Consider the following 24,591-nt stretch of genomic DNA (forward strand, 5'->3'; position numbering starts at 1 on the left):
CACCTTCTGGGTGAAGCTCTCGATAAGCTTATTCTACCAGAAAGGCTTGCAGATCGGGGCCTTATCTATCTATCTCTTAGCAGCAATCGCGGATTTAGGGAACTAGTCGCCCCTAAAGTATTCATTTTACGTCTACGCGAGGCTATAGCGGCCAATTCGGGGATGGCGCGCCATCCCCGAACACCGACGCGGTGACAGCCACGGCCATGGGGCTGAGGGTCCATTCCAAGAGCCAGCGTAGGGCGCAAAAAATAGGGGACAAAAAGGGATACCCTTCTGGGCGATCATCCGCAGCAGCCAGCGGATGTTGTAGCCCGCGGCGCAGAGGACGGCGTGCAGGCAATCGCCCAGGGATCCCTTAAGAGGGCAGCGGTCCATCCGGTGATCCGCTTTGAGGTGCCCGATGAGGGGTTCAATGGCTTGTCGGCGGCGTAGCGCGCGTTTCTCCTGGGGGGTGATCCTTCGGGCTTTACCCCGGTGGATGATGCGCAACTCGGGATTGTCGGCATCGACGCCCCGGTAGCCCATAGCCGATTCACCTGCCGCACGCTGAGGCCTAAGCGCTCTGCCACTTCCCGCAGCCGCAGCTGCTTGCTCAACAGCAATTGCAGCAGCCCTACACGATCTACTTCTCGATGACTCATCGTTATGCACGCCTTCGTCATCCTCATCCCCCCTCCGCCAGTCGAAGGGGACATTCTAGAATGGGACAAAGGGGACATTACTGCTTGGGGCTAACAGGCGACATGGGCCGAGACCTACCCGTGCAAGCCCCTGTTACGTTATGCCGCGGCGTGGCTGACGGGACTGGAGGCCAGGTGCAAGGGCATCAAGGAAGATTCGGCCAGGGCCACGGTGATGTACTCCTCACCCACCAGGAACTCCACCTCAAAGAATCCCGGATCAAGGATTTCCACGATGGTGCCCAACTGCCCCTTGAGCAGTTGTTCCTTGGGGCTGGGCTCCAGCAGAACGACAGGATCTAGCAGTTTCATCACAAGGCGGTGAGGTTACTTATTCAGGCCACCAGTCAGCCAAAATTTGAGCGTCTATATGCCAAGGGCAGGTGTCAGGGAACGTCGACAATGGAAGCCCTGTCTCTTCCGCTGCTTCGTCTATCGCGCTTGTCCATGTTTCGGGCAGTGAGTAGCGCAGAAAGTTGTCGAGACTCGGAGAGTCCTTGAGGATAAGAGCTATCTGCTTTCGTTGCTCTTTGATGGTCTGGGACCAGCTCTGCGAACGCCTTTCCGGCTGCGACTGCCATTTGGCAAGGTGCATAAGCAGTTTTTCCAGGCGATGGATGATTTCGCGGCGATCCCTCTTACCCATGGATTCTAATTCCTCTGCGACGTTGTTCCAGTCCATCCAGTCCGGCTTATGACGGCGTAAAAGGTCTGCCTGCTCCATGGTCCATACATAGAAGTCCTGATCGTACAGATTGACGGGAGTTTCGAGCTTTATTGCTGTTCCCATGGTCACGCCTCCTGTTAGGCATGCTTGATGGTGTAAAGTATAAGGCATGGCCCTAAAAGAGCAAAGAATCAGAAATTTGCCCCTACCGGCGCGCGCCGTGATGCTCGTGCTGGATCTGGTAGAGCGCCAACAGCTCGCTGCGCACCACATTCAGCTCCATATCGAGTCGCCCCTGAAATATCCATTTTGCGTCTACGCGAGGCTATAGCGGCCAGTTCGGGGTAGCGCGTCATCGCCGGACACCGACGCGGTGACGGCCACGGCCACGGAGCTGAAGGTCCATTCCAACAGCCAGTGTAGGGCGCAGAAAATGGCGGACAAAAAGGGAATGCCCTTCTGGGCGATCATCCGCAGCAGCCAGCGGATGTTGTAGCCTGCGGCGCAGAGGACGGCGTGCAGGCAATCGCCCAGGGATCCCTTAAGGGGGCGGCGGTCCATCCGGTGATCGGTTTTGAGGTGGCCGATGAGGGGTTCAATGGCTTGTCGGCGGCGTAGCGCGTGTTTCTCTTGGGGGGTGATCCTTCGGGCTTTGCCCCGGTGGATGATGCGTACGTCGGGATTGTCGGCATCGACGCCCCGGTAGCCCAGGTCGACAAAGACCCGCTCCGGCTGGATCCCCTGGTCCTGCATCAGGATCGTGGTCTGGTCGAGTTGCTCGTGGAGGGTGTGGCCATCGTAGGGGTTGCCCGGAAAGGCGCGGGCACCGACGATCAAGGTGCCCTGGTGGGTACTGGCAATGCTCACCTTGACCCCGAACTCATAGGGTTGCCGGGCCTTGCCCTTGTTGATGCATTCCACCTCGGGGGCGTGCCAGGCATACAGCTTAGGCTGCCCAGGGATCCTTTTGCGCTGGGCACTTTGGGCCTGGATACGGGCGGCCTTGTCCAGGGTTTCGGACAGGGCCTGCCGTACCGCCATGCCCAGGGCGTTGGCCTTGCGCTCCAACTCCCGGCACAAACGGCCCACAATGGTGTGTTGTCGCTTGATGCTGCGCCGCATGCGCTTGAACTGTCGGGCGTGGGCATAGCGACCCGCCTGAAAGGCGAAAGAAATCTTCGGTGGCAGAGCAGGAGGCGGTCATGGCAAAACTCCCAGAAATCTGCGCCCAGAGGCGGAACACTGGGAGGAATCATACCACAGATAGGGCGTATTCAACAGCATTATCATGGAGTTGGGATAAAATCAGGGGCGACAAACTACAAGACAAAACACAAAAACCCCAATATGCCCATCAGGCAGCCTTAATGGTCCTGAATATAATAAATTTCTCCAGCTCCACGGCCATCGTGAATCAACTTTCGAACCTATATTATGCCAAGGCTGCTTTTAAGACCGAGTATTTTTATCCCCCTCCATTCCGTCAGGAATGATGCCATGCTTTTCCACATTGTCATCCGTCGGTTCCATACCATCTGGGATTAGAGCATCGTCCGTTTCCCGCTCTGCCTCCATACCATCTGGTGTTAACCCTCGCTTTGCCGCCTTGTGGTCAGATCGTTCCATCCCATCAGGAACTATGCCGTGCCTCGCCAGATCGTCATCCGACGCTTCCATACCGTCTGGTGTTAATCCTCGCTTCGCCGTCTTTGGATCAGATTTTTCCATTCCATCATCAACTGATTTTGTCATTTTCCCAACCTCCAATATAAACGCACAGAACGTAATTTGTCCTAGACAGTGCTGTTGTTGCGTATTCAACAATTTTGGCAATTCCGGTAAAGAAACCCGATTTTAGCTATGCTAGAAAATTGTGATCCTGGAAAATTGCCAGGATCACTTTTCTCTGTGGCTGATTCACGTTTTTACTACGTGAGGTCACGCCTTCTTTGCCAGACTTCCCACCGGCAATATCGCTTTACCCATGACGGGATTGATCACGTGCACAGCCGCCAAGTAGAAGCCGATCACGGCAACAATCATGAACAATAATCCTGCCACAGCATCAATGCTAATAGCCATCAGTACAAATGCCGCACAGAGTATGCCAAAAAGCAGTACCAAGCCGATGTTTGCACGCAGCGAAGCGATGAAGAAGATCAAGGTGATCAACGCCATCAACCAAAACCAAATCTCCAGAAACTGTGGCGCACTCTTCATCGCAAGCGCAAGACCACCGGTCGAGCCCATAATGGCGAAACTCAAAAAGAATGAACCATAGGTGAAAAACACCGTCGCAATATAAGAGTTTGGCATCTGGAAGGTATACGCACCCGCGACATACATCTCAGCAGCACCAAAGCCAAAACTCAGCGCCAGTAGGGCACCCAAACCGTCCATGGGAACCAGCCCATAAAACATCGCACCAATGATGAACAACGGGACTGCGAAACCAAACAGACCGATGGCAATAGGATCTTTCATGTATATACCCCTTTTTTCCGTCGCAACAAATGGTTTAAACAAACCTTACGCGAGACCCGAACAACAACATGCAATACACCAGCTTGTTGTCAGCCTCCTGCCGGTTCATTAGCTGTATCTAACCAGCAGCGGAAGAAAGCAATCCTCATGCCACGACCGATCGCAGAAAATTCTATGATAACGACAAAGTTATGCTTTTAAATAAGCTTACAATAGCCAAGAAAATGCGGCTAATTTTTACGATTTTACAAAAATATAGAAAAATAGTTTATCGTACAAAATTGTCTTAAACGACGCATGAGTATGACACAACATGACACCGTCATGTGCCATACAGGTGCAACATGACGCATTACAAGATTGACGAATATAAAGCTCAGACTTGTTGTAGCCACCGATATACAGTGCGTTCACTAACACCCAGATGTTCCGCTACTTGCCGACGATTGCCATGAAAGGTACCCAACAATTCAGGCAGATTGTTGGGGCGCCCTCTCTTGTCTAGTGACGCTGACGATCGCACTGTTAGCGGCTGAATTTGGGGAGGCAGCGCGGCGGGTGACGTTTCCAGAAAATAGATGTGCTCAGGCATGACCAATGGTCCATCGGCCAACGCCACAGCTTTCTGCAAGATATTCTTTAGTTCACGCACGTTGCCCGGAAAATTGTAGGCACAGAGGCGGCGCTCAGCCGCCGCTGCCAACTGCCACTGACCTCCCCAATCCCGCCCAATGCGTTCAAGCAGGACGCGGGCAATGCCAGGGATATCCTCGCGCCGCTCGCGCAGGGGCGGGAGGTCGATACTAATCGCAGCAAGACGGTAATACAGATCTTCGCGGAAGGTTCTACCCGCAACCATGTCACGCAAGCTACGGTTACTCGCCGCGATAATGCGAACATTCGCATGCAGTAAATCTGCACCACCTAAACGCCGAAAGGCCCCGGTTTCTAGCACACGCAGGAGCTTGGCCTGCACCGGCAAAGGTAACTCACCAACCTCGTCCAGAAATAACGTACCGCCATCAGCGCTCTCATACAGGCCTATTTTTCTACCGATACAACCGGTGTAGGCTCCCCGCTCGTGTCCGAAAAACTCGCTTTCGAAAAGATGCTCGGGCAAGGTAGTACAATCAATGGTAATCAAGGGCTTTTCAGCACGCGCGGAGAGTTGATGCAAAGCGCTAGCCGCAAGCTCCTTTCCTACACCACTCTCACCCCAAAGCAAGATGCTGGCGTCTGTGCGTGCTGCCATCTCAATGTGATGGAGACACTGCAGAAACGCGGGGGAGCGCCCCACCATGCGCATATCGTTGCAGGTGATGTCGCTTTGCTCGCGCGGCACGTGGATGATCTCTTCTGCCAAAAAATTTTGGCCGCGCAGATCGCGCAATACGTGCCCGCGAATGCGCACATGCTCCGCGTTACCCAGCGGATCATAGTGAACATGACGCACCTCGTGCGGCTCACCACTATGGAACACCGCTTGGTGCGGGCAGTCCTCGCCATTTTCATGGCAAGGCACATCGGAGTGATGGGAGACTTGGTGGCAACGGCGACCGACCAAGTCAGCCGCCGTAACACCATAGCACTCCCGATACGCGCGGTTTGCGGCCACGATACGATATTCTTCGTCGATGACCACCATCGGATGCTGCTGCAAATCCACAGCAGACTGCACATCAAGTGCTTCCAATACTTTACCTGGCGCGGCCTTTTCCAATGAGCTTCTCCGCTTGTCAACTAATGAGACAAAAAACTACGAAAAACTCAGCTTATGAGCTGATAATCATAGTTCATCTTAAGACGATTTCGGAACAAAAGCCAAACAATAGCCCATCGGGCTAATCTTACCGGCAACCACTTGGCAGGTCCCCAATGCTTTGGGTGTGGACCCCGGTAGGAAGTGTTGGCATATCGAGCAATGATCCTGTTGATACGGATGACTTTGATACTGCACAGATGCCTTGCTTTCTTTACCGCCCTCTCCAGCAAAGGCAAACTCGGTGCCCAAAATGGGCAGTGCGGCCCCGGCACCAACGAGGGCCGCCATTTCTTTCAGCCACTGACGACGACTTTTCTGTTCCTGCATTGTTGCATCTCCTATGTTATCGGTACCCGTTAGTAATACGCAGAGCCAAGAATTTTGGATGCACGAAAAAAGACCCGGATCGCCTGACTTGGCAATTCGGGCCAACTACCTGGTGAAGAGGAGGAGGTAGGTAAGATTTACAATATATGCTTATTTTCTTTTTTTACCCGAGCGGGCCGTTAGCGGTAACGATTTGCGGCTCCAAAGATGCCAAGATAGCAAGCAGGTAGTTCTGCGCACCAATGGGAATACGATGGGTATCCATAGCGTCAATCATGTCTTGAGAAAGATAATTGAATGCCGCCGTGGTAACTTGCAGCCCTCGGTGGGCATCTGTCATGCTGGGACCAGTGTACTTACAAGGCCCGCCAACGGCCATGCAGACCTGATTGACCAGCGCGTACTTCAAGGCCGGAATGTTGGTGTGAGCAAAGTAGTAGTTGATGTGTGGGTCATTTGCCACATTGCCCACAAAAGTGTTGATGAGCGCGGTAACACCAGCCTTGCCACCAAACTGATCATAGTAGCTATCGGCATTGGCGGTGCCCCAGCCAGCGAAGGAGAGGGCACAGATACTCGCACCGATGATTGCGCCTTTGCGCAGCGATGCAGACAACTTGTTGTTCATGAGAACCTCCTAAAATTGGCTCAGAAACTGGTGGTCATAGACAGGTACAGACCACTCTGATTCTTCATCGTGGCGATGGTACCCAAATCCACGTAGGCGGCGGTCAGAGACAGTTGCTTGTAGGGGAACCAAGCCACATACACGTCCTTCCAGGCGCTGGTTTTGGAGACGGCATTACCCAGCGTACTGAAGTTTCCCGCACCGCTGGATGGAGCAATCAACTGATTCTGAGGCATGGCGCGATACTCACCACCCAAGACCACATGCCGATTGAGGAAGACGCCTACTGAGGCTGCCGGCAATACCTTGTAACCCATGCCATTTACCCCACCAAAGCCTAACAAACCTTGCTGATTGGCATTGGTCACGTCAATATTGACGTCAGCCAGCGTGGTGAGACCGAAGATACCGTGAAGCCAGACCTTGGTAGCCGACACGTAGTACGACATCGCGTTACGGGTAACGTGCAGCGTGTCTGCCAGATTTTTTGGCATCTCATTATGATGATAGTCAATACCCACAGAAACCTGTGGTTCCCACCAATTTTGATCATAGACGATGTTGCCAAACAGACGTACCTTCATGCCTATGATATCTTGATTCAATTGGTAGTTGCTGCCGAAAAATGACGGACCACTCAAACCCAAAGCGCTGGATACTGACGTTGACCCGTAGCCAGGCGCATGACCTCCAGTAGCGACATCAAGAATACGGTTATCCAAAATATCACCAGTATTCCCCAAACTAAAACTCTGCCGCGCATAGGAAAGCTCAATACGGTTGAACAGCCCGACGGACGCACCATAGGCATCCATATTATAGTTATTGAGTAGTACATGAGAGTAGAAGGCCGTGGCACCAATCTGTTGATTGGTCCCATAACCAGAGATGACCGCCCACGGGTTGATACCGCCACCAGCGGCACCATCTACTGCGGTCACCGCCCCGGTACCCAGGATACGCCCCATTCCAAACAAACAGGCTTGACCAATGGCGGCGGAGGCGACCAGTGGACTGGCAGCCAATGCCGCACCGACCGCGCAAGCGATCCAGCGTTTACGACAAGGTAGCGTGTTTTTCATTTTGGTACTCCTCCTGATTTCAGTCGAGATACAGCAAAATTAAATATGCACAATTGATGCCATGTGAATAATGCTTATTAACAACTCATCAACAGCATGATTTACAATAGAATTTTAAAATCAGAGACGTCTGGATAAAACAATGACATGCAGCTAATGTCATGACATTTTCTGACAAGGCCTGTCAGGAATGGATGAATTATTCCTACAGCATGACACAATCATGACAATGTCATGACCATACCCTATGAATCAAAGAGAATAAATCACAGAGACAAAAATTATTCTATTATTTTCCTCAACAAATCATGACAATAGACATATATTAGAATTATTACACATAATAATTTATTGAGTGGCATAAGAACTGCTACCCAGTTCCCGTCAATTACAACGAGGAGTCTTTATATGGCGGGCATGTTTATCATTTGTCTCAACGGCGACCGGGAGCACTTACAGTTTGCGGCGATGGCTGCGTCCGTAGCTGCCGTTTCTGGCACGGACGTTCAGGTGTTTTTGTCTATGAATGCATTCCCCCACTTCATCAAAGGGCATAGCAAGGAAGCGCCCACCTCTGGCGTATTAGGGAAGAAGATGGAAGAACACAATGTACCCGCGTTCTTTCAAATTTTTGAACAGGCGGTAGAACTTGGCGATGCCAAGATCTGGGCATGCTCGATGGCCATGGATGTAATGGGTGTAAAAGAGGGGGATCTGGAGCCTATTGTTGCCGGAGCGATGGGTCTGACCAAATTTTTTAGTGACGCAGAAGGTTGCCAGTTACTTACCTTCTGATAGACAAAGTAGTTTATTTGGGCGATGAAAAATGCAAGGAGAAAACATGGCAGAACGTACGGTTGATGCACGCGGCAGTTTTTGTCCGGGGCCATTGATGGAATTGATTTCCAACATGAAAAGCATGCAGGTAGGAGACACTCTGGAATTGCTCTCTACTGATGAAGGCTCCGCCAAAGACGTGCCCGAGTGGGTGCACAAAGTCGGTCATGAAATGGTAGACACGGATAAGGATGGGGAAGGCATTTGGCACATCAGGGTGCGCAAGGCCAAGTAAATAGGAAGGTAACCGAGCAAAAAAGGAGTGACACATGAGAATTTTAGTTATTGGTGGCGGTATGGGCGGTACCATTTTTGCCAATCATCTGGCACGTCGTATTCATCACGAACTCAAAACCGGCAAGGCACGTATCACCATGCTCTCGGCATCGCACGAACACGTGTATCAGCCTGGCTGGTTGTATGTAGCAATGGGACGTGCCACTCCCGATGAATTGGTGCGCGAGCAAGAGAGTCTGTTGGAACCCGGTATCGAATTCCACGTCGATCCCGTAGAAGAATTTCATCTAGCGCACAATCATGTGAAGTGCAAAAGCGGTAAGGTGCACGAATATGATCTGATTGTGATTTCCACCGGATCGCGACCAATGCCAGAAAATATCCCTGGTCTCAAGGAAAACTCCGTCAACTGTTACACGGCGGAAAACGCCGTCGAATACTATAAGCAACTCTCGGAGTTCAAGGGCGGTCGCATCGTCATTACCGTGGGTCTGCCGCACAAATGCCCGATGATTCCGCTGGAAGTCACCTTCGCCATGTATGACTTCATCAAGGATCGCGGCCTGCTCGACAAGACCGAGTTCTACTACACCTATCCCATCGGTCGAGTGCACAGTTTGGAGAATGTCGCCAAATGGGCAGCACCGGAGTTTGATGCCAAGGGAATCAAGTACGAAACCCTGTTCAACATGAAAGAGGTTGATGGCAAGAACGCGGCTGTACTCAGCGAGGAAGGTGGAGAAGTCAAATATGACCTGCTGGTTGCCGTACCGCCACACAAGGGCCAGGAAGTCGTCGAAAAGAACGGCTTGGGTGAGAACGGCTGGATTCCAACCAACCGACATTCCCTGCACATGGAAGGCGAACATGGCAAGAATGTCATCGTTCTCGGTGACACCACTAATCTGCCCATCTCCAAGGCCGGTTCTACTGCCCACTTCGAGGCCGAAACCGCAGCCGAGAACGTGGCTGCCGTGGTCAAGATGGGTCGCCCGGTGAAAAGTTACGATGGCAAGGTTTTCTGCTTTATTGAAGCGGGCAAGGATCGCGCCACCTACGCCATGTTCAACTACCAAAACCCGCCCCAGCCCAAGGCCCCCACGGGTGCCGTGCATGCCTTCAAGATGGCCTACAACAAGCTCTATTGGGCGACCGCGCGCGGCCTGCTCTAAGGGAGGTGGAAGATGGCAGCCGTATTGGATACCTCGCAAGAGGATGAACTGCAACAGGCGCAGGAAGCGTTGGTGCATCTGGTCCGCAACGGTGATCTGGAGCGGATCGTGCACCTGGCGCGGATGATGGGTGCCGCCGGTGATGCCATGACCGACGACATGGTCGGGCGCATGGCAGAGGTGGCCAGCGATGGACTCGATCTGCTGGATCGGGTCAACCGGGCAGAGGTGGGTAAAGCTCTGCCCGCTATCTCCGCACTGGTACACAACGGCGATCTCGACCGCATCGTACACCTGGCCCGCATGATGGGTGCGGCTGGCGATGCCATGAGCGACGACATGGTCGGTCGCATGGCGGAAATTGCCAGTGACGGACTCGATCTGCTGGACCGCGTAAACCGGGCAGAATTGGCGAAGGCATTACCTGGGATCTCCGCAATGGTGCACAACGGCGATCTCGATCGCATCGTGCAACTCACCCGCATGTTGGGGGCCGCTGGCGATTCCATGAGCGACGACATGGTCACTCGTCTTTCCAGCCTGGCAGCGGACGCCATGTGTCTGGTCGATCGCGCCGTGCGCACCGGGGTCATGGATCGGGTATTGCGGGTGGTGGAGCAGATGGATGAACAACACATCCTTACAGACTTCCTCCACTGCCTTGCCGGTGCCACGGAAGAGGCCGCAAAGGCCCCTGCTCCCAAGGGCGGCGTCGGCGGACTTTGGGATCTGATGAAAAAGCCAGAGACCCAGCAGACCATCCAGTTTTTGATGCTGGTCGGCAAGCATTTCCGTTCTTGCCGATTGAAGCACTAAGCTTTTACTCGCCCCGCTTGAGGCCCCCATACGGGGCCTTTTTTATTTCTTTTTCTGATAGTTCTTGCGTCGAAAGAGGTCAGTCTTGCGCGAAACCAGGCGGTCCAGAAAGAGCAGGCCATCGAGATGATCCATCTCGTGTTGCACCGCACGCGCCTCAAAGCCCTCGCACTCGTAGACGCGCTCGCGACCCTCGCCATCCTGGGCTTGCAGCTGCACCCGCTCGGCGCGGATGACGTTGCCGGTAAAGTCCGGCACCGACATGCAGCCCTCGCGCCCTACCGCCATGCCTTCCCACCCGACCAGCTCTGGGTTGATCAAGACCATTAGGCCGTGACAATCGTCGCCAAGCTTGGGGCGCACATCGACGATAACAATGCGCTGCAAGCGATTGACCTGGGGCGCGGCAATACCCACACCGCCAGGACCGGCGTACATGGTCTCTGTCAAATCCGCCACAAAGCTACGCAGTTCGTCGTCGAACTCCGTCACTGGCAATGCCGGACGCGCCAGTCGCGGATCGGGATAGGTGAGGATGGGAAGCAGCGCCATCAGAGCAATGCCGTATCGATGGCATGCACGCTGATTTCGACCCCCTGCTCCGCCTTCAGCGGCTCAAGAATCTGGCGCACCTGCTCTAGGCCCTGGGGTGCCGAGCCCTGGATGATCATCACGTAGATCGGGCGTTCCGGGTTACCGGATTTTTCGCTTTCCAGATCGATGATGTTGAAGCCAATTTTCGCCAATGCCTCGGTCACACTGGCAACAATGCCGGAATGGTCGGCGCCATAGACGGTTACCCGCACATTGGCGACGTCTTCCTGCGCCGCAACGCTAGAGATCGGGTCGAGGTGCACGCGCAGGCTCAGGCGTTTCACTGCCGGGTCGAGGGCTGCCTCTACTGCACCAAAATCTCGGCTGTACTCAATCACCTGCATGATGGTGAAATAGCCGCCCAGACGCATCATCGAGGCATCGCCAATAGCACAATCGGCGGTGTAGAGGGCTTGGGTGACGGCAGCGACGATACCCGGACGATCTTCGCCAATGACAGTTAGCAAGGCTTGACTCATGACTCTCCTCCCAATCCCAGGAGACGGGCCTGGGTCAAATAACGAAAACAGTATTCGAGCAATTCGAGATGATGCCGTGCCTGAGCGAAATTGTCGCCCCAGGCAGTCACTCCATGCATATGGATGAGCGCACCAGGCACCCGTGGCAGCGCTTGGGCAAAGGCGGCGTCCATGTTCTCGGCTATCTGCGCCACCCGGACATGGTTGGCAAAGACCGGTAGATCAACCGCCGGCTCGGCGTCCGCCACGCCCAGGCCCTTGAGCATTTCCAGGGGCGGCAGACGCAGTTGCCCGTCGCAGGCGAAGTGCCCGCAGAGATTGGCCTCGACCGAATGCACATGAAACACCACCTGCGCTGCTGGCAGATGGCGGTAGATGACCTGATGGATACTGGTCTCTGCCGACGGGCGCCGCCCGGCCACTGTTTCCTGTATCTGGCCCGCCAGATCCATAGCCACAAAGTCCTCTTGGGTCAGGGCATCCTTGGCACGCCCACTGGCGGTGATCCAGAAGCTGCCATCGACACGGCGCGCCGACAGGTTCCCGGCGGTGCCCAGCATCCAACCGAGACCATGGAAATCCCGTGCTGCCGCGGCCAGAGCGCCACGCAAGTCATCATCGTTCACGACTGCGCCTCCAGGGCATGCAGTATGTCAAAAAAATCCTGGAATGGCGTACAGGGACGTTGCTCATTGCGCAGATAGCCGAGCAGACGATCGCGGGCGAAGACCCGCGGGCACTCCCGCGCCAAACGCAGATCGGTTACCGAGTCACCGATACAGATCGCCGCTTGCGGATGATACTGGGCATAGATGGCACGCTTGACCACCAATTCCTCGTCATCCTCCCAGGGAGAAAATACGCGCAGGTGGGGTCCGGAAAGGTCGATCTCCAGTCCATGAATGGCCTGAATTTGTGCGCGCAGCGGGGCGAGGACGCGCTCCGCCATGCGCGTAAAGCCACCAGTCACCACCAGCAGGGACCAGCCGAGGCGGGGCAGAGCAGCAAGCAATTCCGGGAACCCTGCGCGCAGATGGCTATTCTGGGTGACGAACGCCTCCATCTCCGGCCAGCGGCTACTCGGGATCGTCCCTAATACTTCACGCAAGCCGGCCTGTAAGGTAGTTCTAAGAGCGAAGATCTCGGGTAGGACACGGGCGCTCGCCTCGGGGGCAAACTGCTGCATCAAATCATGGAAGATTTCTTCCACCAGAATCGTGCCATCGAAATCACAAAAAATGAGCTTCTCAGCCATGCGCGCTGCCCCACTTGTCAACGGCGCTACGCAAGGGCCCGGCGGGGATGGCCGAGGGCGCAAAGGAGTCGCCCGTCTGCCAACGCTCCCAGGCCTCGTGAAAGGCCAGCACCCCAGCCGCCGGCCCCGCTGGATGGTCCATGATTCCGGTACCGGCATTGAGAATAACCTCGCTGCCGTAGTCGTCCAAGATTTGCGGCAGGATGCCAGGGTGCACCCCCGCCGAAGGTACCGGTGCCACGCCACGCCCGCGCAGCGCATCGCGGATGGCGTGCTCTTCGGCGGCCGGAAAGGGCAGACTGCCATAGCGCGCCGGATAGAGGACCGCGTCGGCACCAGCATGGGTCATCAGCGTACCCAGGGTCAGCGCGTAGGACAGGCCGTAGTCCGGCGCCGCCGAGAGGGCTCCCGCCAGGGCTGGATGGGCGAAGATGGGGACATCGATCTCGGGATCGGCGGCCAGGGCCTCGAGCACCGGGTAACCATACGCCAGCACATTGAGCAACAGGGCATTGGCACCCTCTGTCACTAACTGGCGGGCAAGTTTTTGCAATTCGTTGGCGTTGCCCGAAAGATTCACGGCATAGAGCAGGTCCCGCCCGAGGCGATCGCGCCGTGCCTCGAGAATGGGTGCACAGGCCCGCCAGCGTTCCAGGGTCGGCGCCCCGGCAAGGTTGGGCAGGATCTCATCATCTTTGATGATGTCGAGACCGGCGAGGGCCACTTCGGCGAGGATCTCCGCATGGTCGTCTGCAGAAAGTCCTAGAGCGGGCTTGAAGATCGCCATGAACAAGGGACGGTCCATGATATTCAGGCGCTTGCGGATGCCTGCCAAGCCATAGCGCGGCCGCACGCCATAATCCTCGGGTAGCCGCAGGCCAACAACCTTAGCCGCACCTCCCAAGGAATATTTGCCAAAGATCATGGTCAGCAGGCTGCCGATACCGCCATCGACATTGCCCAGTGGGAAGGCGACCGTTGCCTGGGTACTGCCATCCACGTTTTGCTCTATCCGCAATATCTCGCCGAGATGACTACGCAGGATATCGTCACGATGCTGAAAACGCGCGTCCCAAGAGCCCGCGGTCTGGCCAACAGCCAGGATCTGCGCCTGTTTTTCGGCGTTGACCCCAGACGGGAAGCGGTAGTCGACTTCGATCCGGGCGGCGCTCATGGGCGCGGAAATTCCTGCATGGCACGCTCCTGATAGACCGGCAGCCAACCGCCACGGGCACTGAAATAGCGCACCGCCTTAATGCGTTGCTGCGCGTTGAGGCGGAACCAGTGTTCGACGCCAGCCGGGATGTCGATGTAATCCCCAGCATCTACTGTCACTTCGATCTGACGCGCATCGGGCAAGACAAAGCCGAAGACGCCCTCGCCATCGACAATATAGCGCACCTCTTCATCTTCATGGATATGCACACGACAAAACTTGGCATCAAGTTCGGCAAGCAAGGGGTGCTCGGGGTAGAGAACCACTAAATCACGCTCCTGATAACCACGCTCGCGCTGCAACTCTTGAAAAACGCTATCGAGAGCGCCAAGCAATTGCTCCTGCCCGCTCGCATCAAGCTGCGCCGGTGCAAGCATCGGCGCCGCCGCACTGGCCACAGGATAGCAGCGCAGGCGAACGCCCAACGGCTCTAAATGATCCGCCAGTAGATCCGCATCCGTCGACGCAGCTGTCGTATCTCCCCATTGCCAGGATTTCATTGCCCCTCCCGCCAAATTAACGACGCCATGCGTCCACACTGCCCATCCCGACGATAGGAAAAGAAGAGCTTTTCCTCAGTATAGGTGCAGTGTTCACCACCATAAATCGCCGTCACTCCGAGCGCGGCAAGACGCTGTCGCGCCAACAAGTAGAGATCCGCCAAATAGCGCCCGCCATGCGGACGAAAAGCCAGTTCCGCCTGCGGCGAATGCGCCAAAAAAGCCGCGCGCACCTCTGCCCCGACCTCATACCGCTGCGCCCCAATAGCGGGGCCCAAGTATAGCAAAATTTCCTCAGGCGCCACCTGCATAGCGCGCATTCCCGCCTCCAGAATTCCCGCCGCCAAACCGCGCCAGCCGGCATGCAGGGCGGCAATCACGCGGCCATCTCGCGAGGCCGCCAATACCGGCAAACAATCTGCCGTGAGGATGGCGAGAGTAGCGCCGGGATTGCAAGCAAGCGCAGCATCCGCTTTGGGCGGGACAAGCGGCGTGCTCTCGGCTTCCCAGTGCGCAATATCGATTCCATGCACCTGTTGCAACCAGAGCGGCTCGTTTGGCAGCGCCAACCGGTTTCGCAACAGGCGGCGATTAGCAGCGACGGCATCGGGGGCGTCCCCCACATGGTCCGCAAGATTGAAGGACTCCCAGGGTGTTTGACTAGAGCCCCCTTGGCGCGTGCTGAAGGCGGCGTGAACACCCGCCGGAAAGGGCCAGTCGAGGGCGAGGAATTGTGGCTCAGGAGACACGGTGGCGTAACACCGTCAGCAATCCCTCCATATCCGCCGGTAGCGGACTCTCCCAGGCGCAGAGTTCGCCATCGGCGGGGTGCTCAAGCTCCAGGCGCCAGGCATGCAAGGCCTGGCGGCGGAAGGCACGCCAGGTGACAAGCGCGGCGGCGTCGAGACCGGGCGGCACGATGCTGCGCCCACCATAGACGGGATCGCCGACCAGAGGATGACCGATGTGGCGCATGTGTACGCGAATCTGGTGCGTGCGACCGGTCGCCAAACGCAGACGCAACAGAGTATGGCGGGGGAAGCGCTCGAGTAGACGGTAGTCGGTGCGGGCAAAACGTCCATCGCTGCGTACGGTCATGCGCAAACGATCCTGACTATGCCGGCCGATTGGCGCCTCTACCCGCCCGCCACCGGTCATCACTCCTTGCACCAGGGCGATATATTCCCGGTGCATACTGCGCTCGGCCAACTGTTCCGTAAGGTCTTGGCGCGCATGTTCGGTTTTTGCGACCACCAGCAGGCCGCTAGTGTCTTTGTCCAAACGATGCACGATACCCGCACGCGGAAGTTTGCTGTTGCCTGGGCAATGGGCGAGCACGGCATTGGCCAGGGTGCCCCCCGGGTGTCCTGCGCCTGGGTGGGTGAGCATGCCAGCGATCTTGTCGAGGACGAGAATCTCTTCATCTTCATGCACGATCTGCAGCGGCAGCTTTTCCGCGCGCCAATGCTCTGGCTCGCGCGGCGGTAGGCGCAAATACACGGCCTCACCACCCTGCACGCGCTGGCTTGGCCGCAGCTTCTCGCCGTTGACGAGGATCTCCCCTGCCCCCAGCAATTCCTGAATACGACTGCGGCTGACTTCCGGCAGCAGCTCCGCGAGCAGGCTATCGAGACGCTCCCCTGCCTTTTCCTCTGGCAAAACCAGTGCAATTTCCGTAGTATCGGCTTCCATGGCTCGTCACTATAGATCATTGTCTGGCATGCGCAAGCGCTCACTACTCGTTGTTGCAGTTCTTACCCTGGCAGCCGCTGGCTGTGCCTCGGACAATCACCACGACAAACTGCTGGACTCCCATGAGGCCGCGGCTACCATGTACCAGACGGCGAAAAACGCCCAGGATCGCGGCGACTATGGTAGCGCGGTGCGGGACTATCAGGACCTCGAGGCCATGTATCCCTATGGCCCGTATGCCGAGCAGGCGCAGTTGAACACTGCCTACAGTTTTTATAAACAAGGCGATTCCAAGGCAGCTACCGCCGCAGCCGAGCGCTTCATTAAGCTGCACCCGGTCAACCCCTATGTGGATTATGCTTGGTATCTGAAAGGGATTTCTGAGTATCAGGCGATTGAGGGGGCAAACTGGAACCCGGTACCCCTGCACCAAGCCTTCGCCACGTTCGAAACCTTGGTCAAGCGCTGGCCGAAGAGCGCCTATGCCGCTGACGCTCGCCTGCGCATGGAAAAGATCATCGACCTACTGGGCAAGCGCAATCTCGACATCTGCAAGTTTTACTATGTGCGCGACGCCTATGTAGCATCTGCCAATCGCTGCTCTGAGGTAGTGACCAAATACCAGTTGAGCCCAGCACGCGAAGAGGCGCTGTACTATCTCTATCAGTCCTACAAACACCTCAATCTGGGCCACTTAGCGCAGAACACCGCAGCGATCCTGCGCTACAACTATCCAAAAGGGAAATACACGCAAAAGCTCGGCTGAGCCTTACGCCGCTCAGACCGCTTCGTCACCCTCTTCGCCGGTACGGATACGGATGATGCGCGAGACTTCGCTCACGAAGACCTTGCCATCACCGATCTTGCCGGTGCGCGCGGATTCGACAATGGCGTCGACGGCGCGATCGACCAGAGCATCAGGGACCACCACTTCCAACTTCAACTTGGGTAGAAAATCGACCACGTATTCGGCACCGCGGTAGAGTTCTGTGTGCCCTTTCTGACGGCCAAAACCCTTCACTTCGGTCACCGTCATGCCGGCAATCCCCATCTCCTGCAGGGCATCACGGACATCATCCAACTTGAAAGGCTTGACGATCGCTTCAATCTTTTTCATCTCTGCTCCTGTAAACAATCCGGATCCCAAGTGCGGAAGCCGTTACTGATAGGGTAGCGACGGTCTTTGCCAAACGCCAGAGGGCTAATGCGCACCCCCGGCGCGGCTTGTCGCCTTTTATACTCGGCACGGTCAATCAGACGCAGGGCCCGCTCGACCATTTCTGCCGGAATTCCACGCGCAATAATCTCCGCTCGCCCCTCACCCCGCTCGATATAGGCATGGATAATGCTGTCGAGGACATCGTAGGGCGGCAGACTATCCTGGTCGGTCTGCCCCGGCGCCAGCTCTGCCGAGGGCGGGCGCTCGAGAACACGCTGCGGGATCACCCTACCCTGCCCATTGCGATAGCGCACCAAGTCGTAGACCAGCGTCTTGGGACAATCCTTGATGAGCGCAAAACCGCCAGCCATATCGCCGTAGAGGGTGGCATACCCCACTGCCATTTCACTCTTATTGCCGGTACTCAGCAAGAGATGGCCAAATTTGTTGGAATAGGCCATGAGCAGGCCGCCGCGGATGCGTGCCTGGAGGTTTTCCTCGGTAACGTCGGCAGAACGACCAGCGAAGACCGGTGCCAGGGTCTCCAGATAGGCGGCAAACAGCTCATCAATGGGGATGATGTCGTAGCCCACCCCAAGGCTTTTTGCCTCCGCCTCGGCGTCTTCGATACTCATCGCCGCGGTATAGCGCGACGGCAAAATCAGGGCGTGTACCCGCTCCGCGCCCAGGGCATCGGCGGCAATGGCCAGGGTCAGCGCACTATCGATACCTCCGGAAAGACCCAACACCACACCAGCAAAGCCATTTTTCTGCACATAGTCGCGCAATCCGGTCTGCAACGCAGTATAGGTTTCGGCAACGGGTTCGAGCTCTGGCGCCAGGGCGGCACCCTGCCATTGCCTATTGCTGCCCGCCTCTTCCTCGACCTCCACAAAGAGCAGCTCTTCTGCAAAGGCTTGGGCGCGGGCAAACAATCGTCCTTGCGCATCGACGCCACAGGAACCGCCATCAAAGACCAATTCGTCCTGCCCACCCACGAGATTGACATAGAGAACAGCGGCATCCGCCTCCTGCGCTCGCTGCCGCAGAATGCCTTCACGCTCGGCCTGTTTGGCGCGATGAAAGGGCGAGGCATTGAGCACCAGAACGGCATCGGCATTGCCAGGATTGCTAAGCAGCGGCATCTCGTGGCACCAGAGATCTTCACAGATGCGCAAAGCAAAACGTAGCCCATCTACGCTGAAGATCAGTTCCCCATCACCGGGATGGAAATAACGCTTTTCATCAAATACCTGATAATTGGGCAGACAGTGCTTGGCATAACTCGCCTCTACCCGGCCACTGCGCAGCAGACTGGCGGCGTTATACAGACGTCCATCACAGCGCAGGGGATGTCCAAGCACCAAAGGCAGGGGGCAAGCACGCGCAAGGCCGTCTAATGCCCGGTCACAGCAGTCGAGAAAATCTTTGCGCAACAAGAGATCTTCCGGTGGATAGCCAGACAACACCAGCTCTGGAGCCACGAGCAGCCCTGCCCCCTGGCCCTTGGCCTCTTGTGCCAACGCCAAAATCTGCGCGGCATTGCCCGCCACATCCCCAACCCGCGGATTACACTGGGCGAGGGCTATGCGCATATTTCAGGCGCCCAAGAGGGCCGCCGCCTGGCGGCCCAGCTCCGCTGGCGACGGAACGCAGTGCACCCCGGCGGCGCGCAGGATCTCGTACTTGGCCGCTGCCGTACCTGCGCCGCCATCAATGATGGCACCGGCATGCCCCATGCGCTTGCCCTTGGGCGCCGTAGAGCCAGCAATGAAAGCCACCACCGGCTTGCTCATCTCGCGTTTGATGAACTCCGCCGCTTCTTCTTCCAGACGGCCGCCGATCTCCCCGACCATGATCACCAGCTCGGTTTGCACATCGGCCTCGAAGAGGCGCAATACCGAAACAAAGTCCATACCAATGATGGGATCTCCACCGATGCCAACGCAGCTACTCTGCCCCAAGCCGAGGCGCGTCGTTTGCTCCACCGCCTCGTAGGTCAGGGTGCCTGAGCGCGACACGATGCCCACGCGCCCGGGCAGGTGGATGGAGCCGGGCATGATACCGATCTTGGCCTGCCCAGGGGTAATGACACCCGGGCAATTAGGGCCGATCAAACGCACGTGCGGATGTTGGGCGAGGTATTGTTTGACGAGCAGCATGTCATAGACTGGAATGCCCTCGGTGATGCAGACGATGAGTTCGATTCCCGCCGCTGCTGCCTCAATAATGGCATCTGCGGCAAAGGGCGACGGCACATAAATCACCGTCGCCTCGGCCCCCGTAGCCGCTACCGCTTGTGCTACGGTATCGAAGACCGGCAAGCCAAGATGCTCTGTGCCCCCCTTGCCCGGCGTTACGCCGCCCACCATACGCGTACCATAGGCGATGGCCTGTTCGGAGTGAAAACTGCCTTGCTTGCCAGTAAACCCCTGGCAGATGACGCGGGTTTCGTGGCTGAGAAGAATGCTCATGAATGAATTCCGAAAAAGAGTAACCGGGCGCTGATGATCAATTCGCCCACAACGGGAAAAAACAACAGCGGCCGCCAAAACTTTGGTAAGCGAACGCCATTGACGTCCACATCAAACCCGGGCCGCCTCTACCGCCTTACAAGCCGCATCGGTGAGCCCCTCGGCGGTGATCAAGCGCAGACCACTTTCCTGCAACATTGTCATCCCCTCTTCCTTCTTGGTGCCTTCCAGACGCACCACCACCGGCAGGTGAATGCCGACCTCGTTGGCCGCTTGGATAATGCCCTGCGCTAGCAGATCGCAGCGGGTGATACCACCGAAGATGTTGACCAGAATGGCCTTTACCCGCTGATCTGAAAGGATGAGCTTGAAGGCCTGCGTCACCTTATCGGCGGCCGCACCACCACCCACGTCGAGGAAATTGGCAGGTTCGCCCCCATGCAGCTTGATCAGGTCCATGGTCGCCATGGCCAGCCCCGCACCATTGACCATGCAGCCAATATTGCCATCGAGGGAGATGTAATTCAGGCCAAACTGCCGCGCGGTAATCTCGCGCGGATCTTGCTGGGTGGAATCGAAGAGCTCATCAGATTCGGCATGACGGTAGAGGGCGTTATCATCCATCACCACCTTGGCATCGAGGGCGAGAACCTTGCCTTCCGCGGTCAAAGCCAGGGGGTTGATCTCTACCATCTGCGCATCAAGACGCCGGGCCAACTGGTACATTCCCTGCATCACCTTGACCAATTGCTGCACGGCCGCGGCCGGCAGGCCCCAGGCAAAGCCCAGGTCACGCGCCTGATAGGGCAGAAAGCCCACCCCAGGATCGAGCACAATGCGTTGAATGGCATCGGGACGAGTCGCCGCCAGCGCCTCGATCTCCATGCCACCCTCAGCCGAGGCAATAAAGGTAAGCCGCGCTGCTGCGCGATCGACCAACAAGGCAAGATAGAATTCTCGGGTAATCTGGCTCGGTTCTTCGATGAGCAAAGCCGCCACATGCTGCCCCTCGGGGCCGGTTTGTGCCGTCACCAAGCGCTTGCCCAGCAAGGATTGCGCGGCAGCCTCTACCGCGGCAATGCTCTGCACTCGCTGCACCCCACCAGCCTTACCGCGACCACCGGCATGCACTTGCGCCTTCAACACCCAATCGCGACCGCCTAGGGCGCGCGCCTGGTTGATGGCCTCTTTGACGGAAAAGGCCGGTATTCCCTTGGGTACCGGCACCCCTTCTTCGGCCAGTAAGCGCTTGGCCTGATATTCATGCAAATTCAATCTGTCATGCCTCGATACGGCGCAAGAGCGCCGCCGTAAACTCGCTGGTAGAGAGACCGGTATTTCCTTGCAAACTAGCCAGGTCGCCGGTTACTTCGCCCGCCGCAATGCACCCCTCCATCGCCGCAGTAATGGCCTGTGCCGCCTCCAGCCAGCCCAGATGTTCGAGGAGCATCACACCCGAGAGAATCAGGGAGCTGGGATTGGCCTTGCCCTGCCCGGCAATGTCTGGGGCCGTGCCATGCGTGGCCTCGAAAATCGCATGGGTGTCCGACAGGTTCGCGCCGGGTGCCATGCCAATACCACCCACCTCCGCGGCCAAGGCATCGGAGATATAGTCACCGTTCAGATTCAAGGTGGCAACCACATCATAATCCTGCGGCCGCAGGAGGATCTGTTGCAAGAAATTGTCGGCAATGACATCTTTGATCACCAACTTGCCACTCTGCACGGCAGCCTTTTCGGCAGCTGCCGCCGACTCTTTACCTTCGGCCTTGGTGATGACTGCCTTTTGGCGCCAGGTAAAGACCTGAGGCGCAAACTCCCGCTCTGCCAAGGCATAGCCCCAATCGCGGAAGCCACCCTCGGTAAACTTCATGATGTTGCCCTTGTGTACCAGGGCGACGGACTTGCGCCCATGCTGCAGAGCGTAATCAATGGCACGGCGAATCAAGCGTTCCGAGCCCTCCTGCGACACCGGCTTGATACCAATGGCAGAAGTGGCGGGGAAGCGAATCTTTTTGACCCCCATCTCGTTCTGCAGAAAGGCAATGACCTTCTCCGCCTCAGGAGTGCCTGCCGCCCATTCGATGCCAGCGTAGATGTCTTCCGAATTCTCGCGAAAAATTACCATGTCGACATCTTCGGGACGCTTCATCGGGCTGGGAGTGCCAGAAAAATAACGCACCGGACGCTGACAGACGTAGAGGTCGAGATCCTGGCGCAGGGCGACATTAAGGCTACGGATACCACCGCCCACTGGCGTCTCCAGAGGCCCTTTGATGGCCACGTGGTAGCGCTGGATGGCGGCCATGGTCTCTTCCGGCAGATAGACCCCGGCGCCAAATTTCGCCACCGCCTTCTGCCCTGCATACAGCTCTTCCCAGTGAATGCGGCGCACGCTGCCATAGGCCTTGGCGATAGCTGCATCCACAACCCTGCGCATGGCTGGGGTAACATCGACGCCAATGCCATCGCCCTCAATGAAGGGGATGATGGGCTCGTTGGGAACCAGAATCTTGCCATTTACGACCTGGATTGCCGCGCCACTCATGCTGTTTTCTCCAGTTGCTCACTGGCCCAGGACAGTGCCCCACCCTTGCGGATCAGCTCCAGGTCGCGCTCACTGGCAAGCTGCGGCTGTACAGCAATCTCGATGCCCTGGGTGACATCCTGCAACACCAGGCTCTTGCCTAGAGCCAGCCCACGAATATCCAATGCCAATTCGTCGCCGGCCTGGACCTTTTCGTAGTCGGCGGCACCGACAAAGGTCAGTGGCAGAATACCAAAGTTGATCAGGTTAGCGAGGTGGATGCGGGCGAAGGACTGCACCAGCACCGCCTTTACGCCCAGATAGCGGGGCGCCAAGGCCGCATGCTCACGGCTGGAACCTTGGCCGTAGTTGTGCCCGGCAACGATAAAGCCACCGCCAGAGCTCTTTGCCCGACCGGGGAAACTCTCATCCACCATATGGAAGACATACTCGGAGATAGCCGGCAGATTGGAACGCAAGGGCAGAACCTTGGCGCCGGCGGGCATAATGTGGTCGGTAGTGATGTCGTCACCCAGGCGAATCAATACGCTGCCGCGGATTTCTTCCGGTGCGGCACTGTTCACCGGCAGCTTGGCAATATTGGGGCCACGTAGCACCTCAACCTTTTCCGGCTCACCGGCGGGGGCAATGACCATGCGATCATCCACCAGAAACTGTCCCGGCAGGTCCACTTGGATGGGGGCGAGGCCCAGATCGCGCGGATCGGTGATCACTCCCGTCAGGGCACAGGCGGCACAGGTCTCGGGGCTCGCCAGATAGACCGAAGCATTTTTGGTACCCGAGCGCCCGTAAAAATTGCGATTGAAGGAACGGATAGAGACGCCCTCGCTGGGGGGCGCAAAGCCCATGCCAATGCAAGGGCCGCAGGCGGACTCCAGAATGCGCGCACCAGCGCCAATAAAGTTCAGCAGGCCCCCATCATGGGTGACCATCTCCATCACCTGGCGCGAACCGGGAGAGATGCCGAGGCTAACGCCCTCCGCTACCACTTTGCCCTTGAGCATGGCCGACACCGTCATCAAGTCGGTATACGAGGAATTGGTACAGGAGCCAATGGCCACCTGAGCCACTGGCGTACCGGCCACCTCACGCACGGTCTTCACATTATCCGGGCTGTGCGGGCAGGCGATCAGGGGCTCGAGTTTGTCGAGATCGATTTCCAACACTTCATCGTAGCTTGCGCCCTCATCCGCCACCCATTCCGACCAATCTGCTTCCCGGCCCTGCGCGTTCAGATAGGAACGGGTGACGTTATCGCTGGGGAAGACGCTAGTAGTGGCGCCGAGTTCGGCACCCATGTTGGTAATGGTCGAACGCGCTGGCACTGAAAGGCTGGCAACGCCGGGGCCGAAATACTCGAAGACCTTGCCCACGCCGCCCTTAACGGTCTTGCGCCGCAGCACTTCCAGAATGATGTCTTTGGCACTGACATAGGGCTGCAAATGGCCCGTGAGCTTGACGCCGATCACCTGCGGCATATTCAAATTGAAGGCCAAACCACCCATGGCCAGCGCAATGTCGAGACCGCCGGCGCCAATGGCGAGCATACCAGCGCCGCCGGATGTCGGCGTATGCGAGTCAGAACCGAGCAGCGTCCGCCCAGGCTTGGAAAAGCGCTCGAGATGCACCTGATGGCAGATGCCATTACCAGGACGGGAAAAATGAATCCCATACTTCGCCGCAAAGCTCTGCAGAAAGCGGTGATCGTCGGCATTCTCAAAGCCCGACTGCAGCATGTTGTGATCGACGTAGGATACAGACAGCTCCGTGCGCACCTTGGGCAGGCCCAACGCCTCAAACTGTAAATAGGCCATGGTGCCGGTCGCGTCCTGAGTCAGCGTTTGGTCGATGCGGATGGAGATGGGACTGCCCGCCTGCAGCTCGCCACTAACGAGATGGGCGGCGATGATCTTTTGCGTGACGTTCTTAGGCATGGGGTAACTCCTTGGCAAGGCGGCGATCCATAAGAAACGATAATG

Annotated in this window: 27 protein-coding genes and 2 pseudogenes; 5 read left to right on the forward strand and 24 right to left on the reverse strand. The window is 57.0% G+C overall.

The features are described from left to right. Positions 1-267: 267 nt before the first annotated feature. From AB4090_RS10760 to AB4090_RS10805, 10 genes and pseudogenes are all read right to left on the reverse strand, one after another. Positions 268-528: pseudogene (locus AB4090_RS10760) on the reverse strand (transposase); the annotation flags it as partial. A 254-nt stretch (positions 529-782) separates the two neighbouring features. Beyond that, complete coding sequence (locus AB4090_RS10765) at positions 783-995, reverse strand: DUF4926 domain-containing protein (protein WP_369573879.1); 213 nt, start codon at positions 993-995, stop codon at positions 783-785. Positions 996-1,014: 19 nt separating this feature from the next. Beyond that, positions 1,015-1,473 carry a DUF29 domain-containing protein gene (locus AB4090_RS10770; RefSeq protein ID WP_369573947.1) on the reverse strand — a complete coding sequence of 153 codons (459 nt, stop codon included), beginning with the start codon at positions 1,471-1,473 and terminating at the stop codon, positions 1,015-1,017. Positions 1,474-1,800: 327 nt separating this feature from the next. Next, a pseudogene (locus AB4090_RS10775) lies at positions 1,801-2,511 on the reverse strand (transposase); the annotation flags it as partial. Positions 2,512-2,799: 288 nt separating this feature from the next. Further along, positions 2,800-3,183: a hypothetical protein gene (locus AB4090_RS10780; RefSeq protein WP_369573880.1), complete on the reverse strand. Its 384-nt coding sequence runs from the start codon at positions 3,181-3,183 to the stop codon at positions 2,800-2,802. A gap of 105 nt (positions 3,184-3,288) precedes the next feature. Beyond that, a complete protein-coding gene (locus AB4090_RS10785; RefSeq protein ID WP_369573881.1) occupies positions 3,289-3,834 on the reverse strand; it encodes a GPR1/FUN34/YaaH family transporter in 546 nt (181 codons plus the stop codon). Between the two features lie 376 nt (positions 3,835-4,210). Continuing rightward, complete coding sequence (locus AB4090_RS10790; protein WP_369573882.1) at positions 4,211-5,554, reverse strand: sigma-54 interaction domain-containing protein; 1,344 nt, start codon at positions 5,552-5,554, stop codon at positions 4,211-4,213. 78 nt (positions 5,555-5,632) lie between these two features. Then, entirely contained in the window at positions 5,633-5,923 is a 291-nt protein-coding gene (locus AB4090_RS10795; RefSeq protein WP_369573883.1) for an iron oxidase, read from the reverse strand. Positions 5,924-6,086: 163 nt separating this feature from the next. Then, positions 6,087-6,551 (reverse strand): group 1 truncated hemoglobin, encoded by a 465-nt coding sequence (locus tag AB4090_RS10800; protein WP_369573884.1) that lies wholly within the window; start codon positions 6,549-6,551, stop codon positions 6,087-6,089. A gap of 20 nt (positions 6,552-6,571) precedes the next feature. Continuing rightward, positions 6,572-7,633 carry a DUF3034 family protein gene (locus AB4090_RS10805; RefSeq protein WP_369573885.1) on the reverse strand — a complete coding sequence of 354 codons (1,062 nt, stop codon included), beginning with the start codon at positions 7,631-7,633 and terminating at the stop codon, positions 6,572-6,574. A 408-nt stretch (positions 7,634-8,041) separates the two neighbouring features. Here AB4090_RS10805 and AB4090_RS10810 point away from each other — a divergent pair, with 408 nt between their 5' ends. Genes AB4090_RS10810 through AB4090_RS10825 form a run of 4 tightly spaced genes read left to right on the forward strand, consistent with a single transcriptional unit; the run spans position 8,042 to position 10,695 of the window. Beyond that, a complete protein-coding gene (locus AB4090_RS10810) occupies positions 8,042-8,428 on the forward strand; it encodes a DsrE/DsrF/DrsH-like family protein (RefSeq protein ID WP_369573886.1) in 387 nt (128 codons plus the stop codon). Positions 8,429-8,474: 46 nt separating this feature from the next. Beyond that, entirely contained in the window at positions 8,475-8,705 is a 231-nt protein-coding gene (locus AB4090_RS10815) for a sulfurtransferase TusA family protein (RefSeq protein WP_369573887.1), read from the forward strand. Between the two features lie 34 nt (positions 8,706-8,739). Beyond that, positions 8,740-9,879 (forward strand): NAD(P)/FAD-dependent oxidoreductase, encoded by a 1,140-nt coding sequence (locus tag AB4090_RS10820; protein ID WP_369573888.1) that lies wholly within the window; start codon positions 8,740-8,742, stop codon positions 9,877-9,879. A 12-nt stretch (positions 9,880-9,891) separates the two neighbouring features. Further along, a complete protein-coding gene (locus AB4090_RS10825; RefSeq protein ID WP_369573889.1) occupies positions 9,892-10,695 on the forward strand; it encodes a hypothetical protein in 804 nt (267 codons plus the stop codon). A gap of 42 nt (positions 10,696-10,737) precedes the next feature. Here the strand turns inward: AB4090_RS10825 and def are convergent, their stop codons facing one another. The 8 genes from def to rluD are packed head-to-tail and all read right to left on the reverse strand — an operon-like array spanning position 10,738 to position 16,431. Then, entirely contained in the window at positions 10,738-11,247 is a 510-nt protein-coding gene (gene def, locus AB4090_RS10830) for a peptide deformylase (RefSeq protein WP_369573890.1), read from the reverse strand. Then, positions 11,247-11,768 carry a glycine cleavage system protein R gene (locus tag AB4090_RS10835; protein WP_369573891.1) on the reverse strand — a complete coding sequence of 174 codons (522 nt, stop codon included), beginning with the start codon at positions 11,766-11,768 and terminating at the stop codon, positions 11,247-11,249. Before AB4090_RS10835 ends, def begins: the two co-directional genes overlap by 1 nt. Then, positions 11,765-12,394, reverse strand: coding sequence for a methylthioribulose 1-phosphate dehydratase (gene mtnB / locus AB4090_RS10840; protein WP_369573892.1), 630 nt, complete (start codon positions 12,392-12,394; stop codon positions 11,765-11,767). Before mtnB ends, AB4090_RS10835 begins: the two co-directional genes overlap by 4 nt. Then, complete coding sequence (locus tag AB4090_RS10845) at positions 12,391-13,023, reverse strand: haloacid dehalogenase-like hydrolase (protein WP_369573893.1); 633 nt, start codon at positions 13,021-13,023, stop codon at positions 12,391-12,393. Before AB4090_RS10845 ends, mtnB begins: the two co-directional genes overlap by 4 nt. Continuing rightward, positions 13,016-14,197, reverse strand: coding sequence for a RuBisCO large subunit C-terminal-like domain-containing protein (locus AB4090_RS10850; RefSeq protein WP_369573894.1), 1,182 nt, complete (start codon positions 14,195-14,197; stop codon positions 13,016-13,018). The genes AB4090_RS10845 and AB4090_RS10850 overlap by 8 nt, the downstream gene beginning before the upstream one ends. Next, the gene (locus AB4090_RS10855; RefSeq protein WP_369573895.1) at positions 14,194-14,739 is read right to left on the reverse strand and encodes a cupin domain-containing protein; all 546 of its coding nucleotides are present in this window, start codon (positions 14,737-14,739) and stop codon (positions 14,194-14,196) included. Before AB4090_RS10855 ends, AB4090_RS10850 begins: the two co-directional genes overlap by 4 nt. Next, positions 14,736-15,488 carry a peptidoglycan editing factor PgeF gene (pgeF, locus tag AB4090_RS10860; protein WP_369573896.1) on the reverse strand — a complete coding sequence of 251 codons (753 nt, stop codon included), beginning with the start codon at positions 15,486-15,488 and terminating at the stop codon, positions 14,736-14,738. Before pgeF ends, AB4090_RS10855 begins: the two co-directional genes overlap by 4 nt. Next, positions 15,478-16,431: a 23S rRNA pseudouridine(1911/1915/1917) synthase RluD gene (rluD, locus tag AB4090_RS10865; protein ID WP_369573897.1), complete on the reverse strand. Its 954-nt coding sequence runs from the start codon at positions 16,429-16,431 to the stop codon at positions 15,478-15,480. The genes pgeF and rluD overlap by 11 nt, the downstream gene beginning before the upstream one ends. Positions 16,432-16,459: 28 nt before the next feature. Here rluD and AB4090_RS10870 point away from each other — a divergent pair, with 28 nt between their 5' ends. Further along, positions 16,460-17,197 (forward strand): outer membrane protein assembly factor BamD, encoded by a 738-nt coding sequence (locus AB4090_RS10870; protein WP_369573898.1) that lies wholly within the window; start codon positions 16,460-16,462, stop codon positions 17,195-17,197. 12 nt (positions 17,198-17,209) lie between these two features. Here the strand turns inward: AB4090_RS10870 and AB4090_RS10875 are convergent, their stop codons facing one another. From AB4090_RS10875 to AB4090_RS10900, 6 genes are all read right to left on the reverse strand, one after another. Beyond that, positions 17,210-17,548, reverse strand: coding sequence for a P-II family nitrogen regulator (locus AB4090_RS10875; RefSeq protein WP_369573899.1), 339 nt, complete (start codon positions 17,546-17,548; stop codon positions 17,210-17,212). Beyond that, on the reverse strand, positions 17,545-19,185 hold the full coding sequence (locus AB4090_RS10880; RefSeq protein WP_369573900.1) for an NAD+ synthase: 1,641 nt from the start codon (positions 19,183-19,185) through the stop codon (positions 17,545-17,547). The genes AB4090_RS10875 and AB4090_RS10880 overlap by 4 nt, the downstream gene beginning before the upstream one ends. 3 nt (positions 19,186-19,188) lie before the next feature. Continuing rightward, entirely contained in the window at positions 19,189-20,064 is an 876-nt protein-coding gene (gene sucD / locus AB4090_RS10885) for a succinate--CoA ligase subunit alpha (RefSeq protein WP_369573901.1), read from the reverse strand. Between the two features lie 111 nt (positions 20,065-20,175). After that, positions 20,176-21,339, reverse strand: coding sequence for an ADP-forming succinate--CoA ligase subunit beta (sucC, locus tag AB4090_RS10890; protein WP_369573902.1), 1,164 nt, complete (start codon positions 21,337-21,339; stop codon positions 20,176-20,178). Positions 21,340-21,343: 4 nt separating this feature from the next. Continuing rightward, positions 21,344-22,612, reverse strand: coding sequence for an NADP-dependent isocitrate dehydrogenase (icd, locus tag AB4090_RS10895; RefSeq protein ID WP_369573903.1), 1,269 nt, complete (start codon positions 22,610-22,612; stop codon positions 21,344-21,346). Beyond that, positions 22,609-24,546: an aconitate hydratase gene (locus AB4090_RS10900; protein WP_369573904.1), complete on the reverse strand. Its 1,938-nt coding sequence runs from the start codon at positions 24,544-24,546 to the stop codon at positions 22,609-22,611. Before AB4090_RS10900 ends, icd begins: the two co-directional genes overlap by 4 nt. Positions 24,547-24,591: the final 45 nt, after the last annotated feature.

It is taken from the genome of Acidithiobacillus sp. IBUN Pt1247-S3 (assembly GCF_041146875.1).
Lineage (GTDB): Bacteria > Pseudomonadota > Gammaproteobacteria > Acidithiobacillales > Acidithiobacillaceae > Igneacidithiobacillus.

Bases quoted from the DNA above. Each gene is read 5' to 3' on its own strand.
- AB4090_RS10765 (WP_369573879.1), bottom strand. From the start codon at position 995: ATGAAACTGCTAGATCCTGTCGTTCTGCTGGAGCCCAGCCCCAAGGAA.
- AB4090_RS10770 (WP_369573947.1), bottom strand. From the start codon at position 1,473: ATGGGAACAGCAATAAAGCTCGAAACTCCCGTCAATCTGTACGATCAG.
- AB4090_RS10785 (WP_369573881.1), bottom strand. From the start codon at position 3,834: ATGAAAGATCCTATTGCCATCGGTCTGTTTGGTTTCGCAGTCCCGTTG.
- AB4090_RS10795 (WP_369573883.1), bottom strand. From the start codon at position 5,923: ATGCAGGAACAGAAAAGTCGTCGTCAGTGGCTGAAAGAAATGGCGGCC.
- AB4090_RS10800 (WP_369573884.1), bottom strand. From the start codon at position 6,551: ATGAACAACAAGTTGTCTGCATCGCTGCGCAAAGGCGCAATCATCGGT.
- AB4090_RS10805 (WP_369573885.1), bottom strand. From the start codon at position 7,633: ATGAAAAACACGCTACCTTGTCGTAAACGCTGGATCGCTTGCGCGGTC.
- AB4090_RS10810 (WP_369573886.1), top strand. From the start codon at position 8,042: ATGGCGGGCATGTTTATCATTTGTCTCAACGGCGACCGGGAGCACTTA.
- AB4090_RS10815 (WP_369573887.1), top strand. From the start codon at position 8,475: ATGGCAGAACGTACGGTTGATGCACGCGGCAGTTTTTGTCCGGGGCCA.
- AB4090_RS10820 (WP_369573888.1), top strand. From the start codon at position 8,740: ATGAGAATTTTAGTTATTGGTGGCGGTATGGGCGGTACCATTTTTGCC.
- AB4090_RS10825 (WP_369573889.1), top strand. From the start codon at position 9,892: ATGGCAGCCGTATTGGATACCTCGCAAGAGGATGAACTGCAACAGGCG.
- def (WP_369573890.1), bottom strand. From the start codon at position 11,247: ATGGCGCTGCTTCCCATCCTCACCTATCCCGATCCGCGACTGGCGCGT.
- AB4090_RS10835 (WP_369573891.1), bottom strand. From the start codon at position 11,768: ATGAGTCAAGCCTTGCTAACTGTCATTGGCGAAGATCGTCCGGGTATC.
- AB4090_RS10845 (WP_369573893.1), bottom strand. From the start codon at position 13,023: ATGGCTGAGAAGCTCATTTTTTGTGATTTCGATGGCACGATTCTGGTG.
- AB4090_RS10850 (WP_369573894.1), bottom strand. From the start codon at position 14,197: ATGAGCGCCGCCCGGATCGAAGTCGACTACCGCTTCCCGTCTGGGGTC.
- AB4090_RS10855 (WP_369573895.1), bottom strand. From the start codon at position 14,739: ATGAAATCCTGGCAATGGGGAGATACGACAGCTGCGTCGACGGATGCG.
- rluD (WP_369573897.1), bottom strand. From the start codon at position 16,431: ATGGAAGCCGATACTACGGAAATTGCACTGGTTTTGCCAGAGGAAAAG.
- AB4090_RS10870 (WP_369573898.1), top strand. From the start codon at position 16,460: ATGCGCAAGCGCTCACTACTCGTTGTTGCAGTTCTTACCCTGGCAGCC.
- AB4090_RS10875 (WP_369573899.1), bottom strand. From the start codon at position 17,548: ATGAAAAAGATTGAAGCGATCGTCAAGCCTTTCAAGTTGGATGATGTC.
- AB4090_RS10880 (WP_369573900.1), bottom strand. From the start codon at position 19,185: ATGCGCATAGCCCTCGCCCAGTGTAATCCGCGGGTTGGGGATGTGGCG.
- sucD (WP_369573901.1), bottom strand. From the start codon at position 20,064: ATGAGCATTCTTCTCAGCCACGAAACCCGCGTCATCTGCCAGGGGTTT.
- icd (WP_369573903.1), bottom strand. From the start codon at position 22,612: ATGAGTGGCGCGGCAATCCAGGTCGTAAATGGCAAGATTCTGGTTCCC.
- AB4090_RS10900 (WP_369573904.1), bottom strand. From the start codon at position 24,546: ATGCCTAAGAACGTCACGCAAAAGATCATCGCCGCCCATCTCGTTAGT.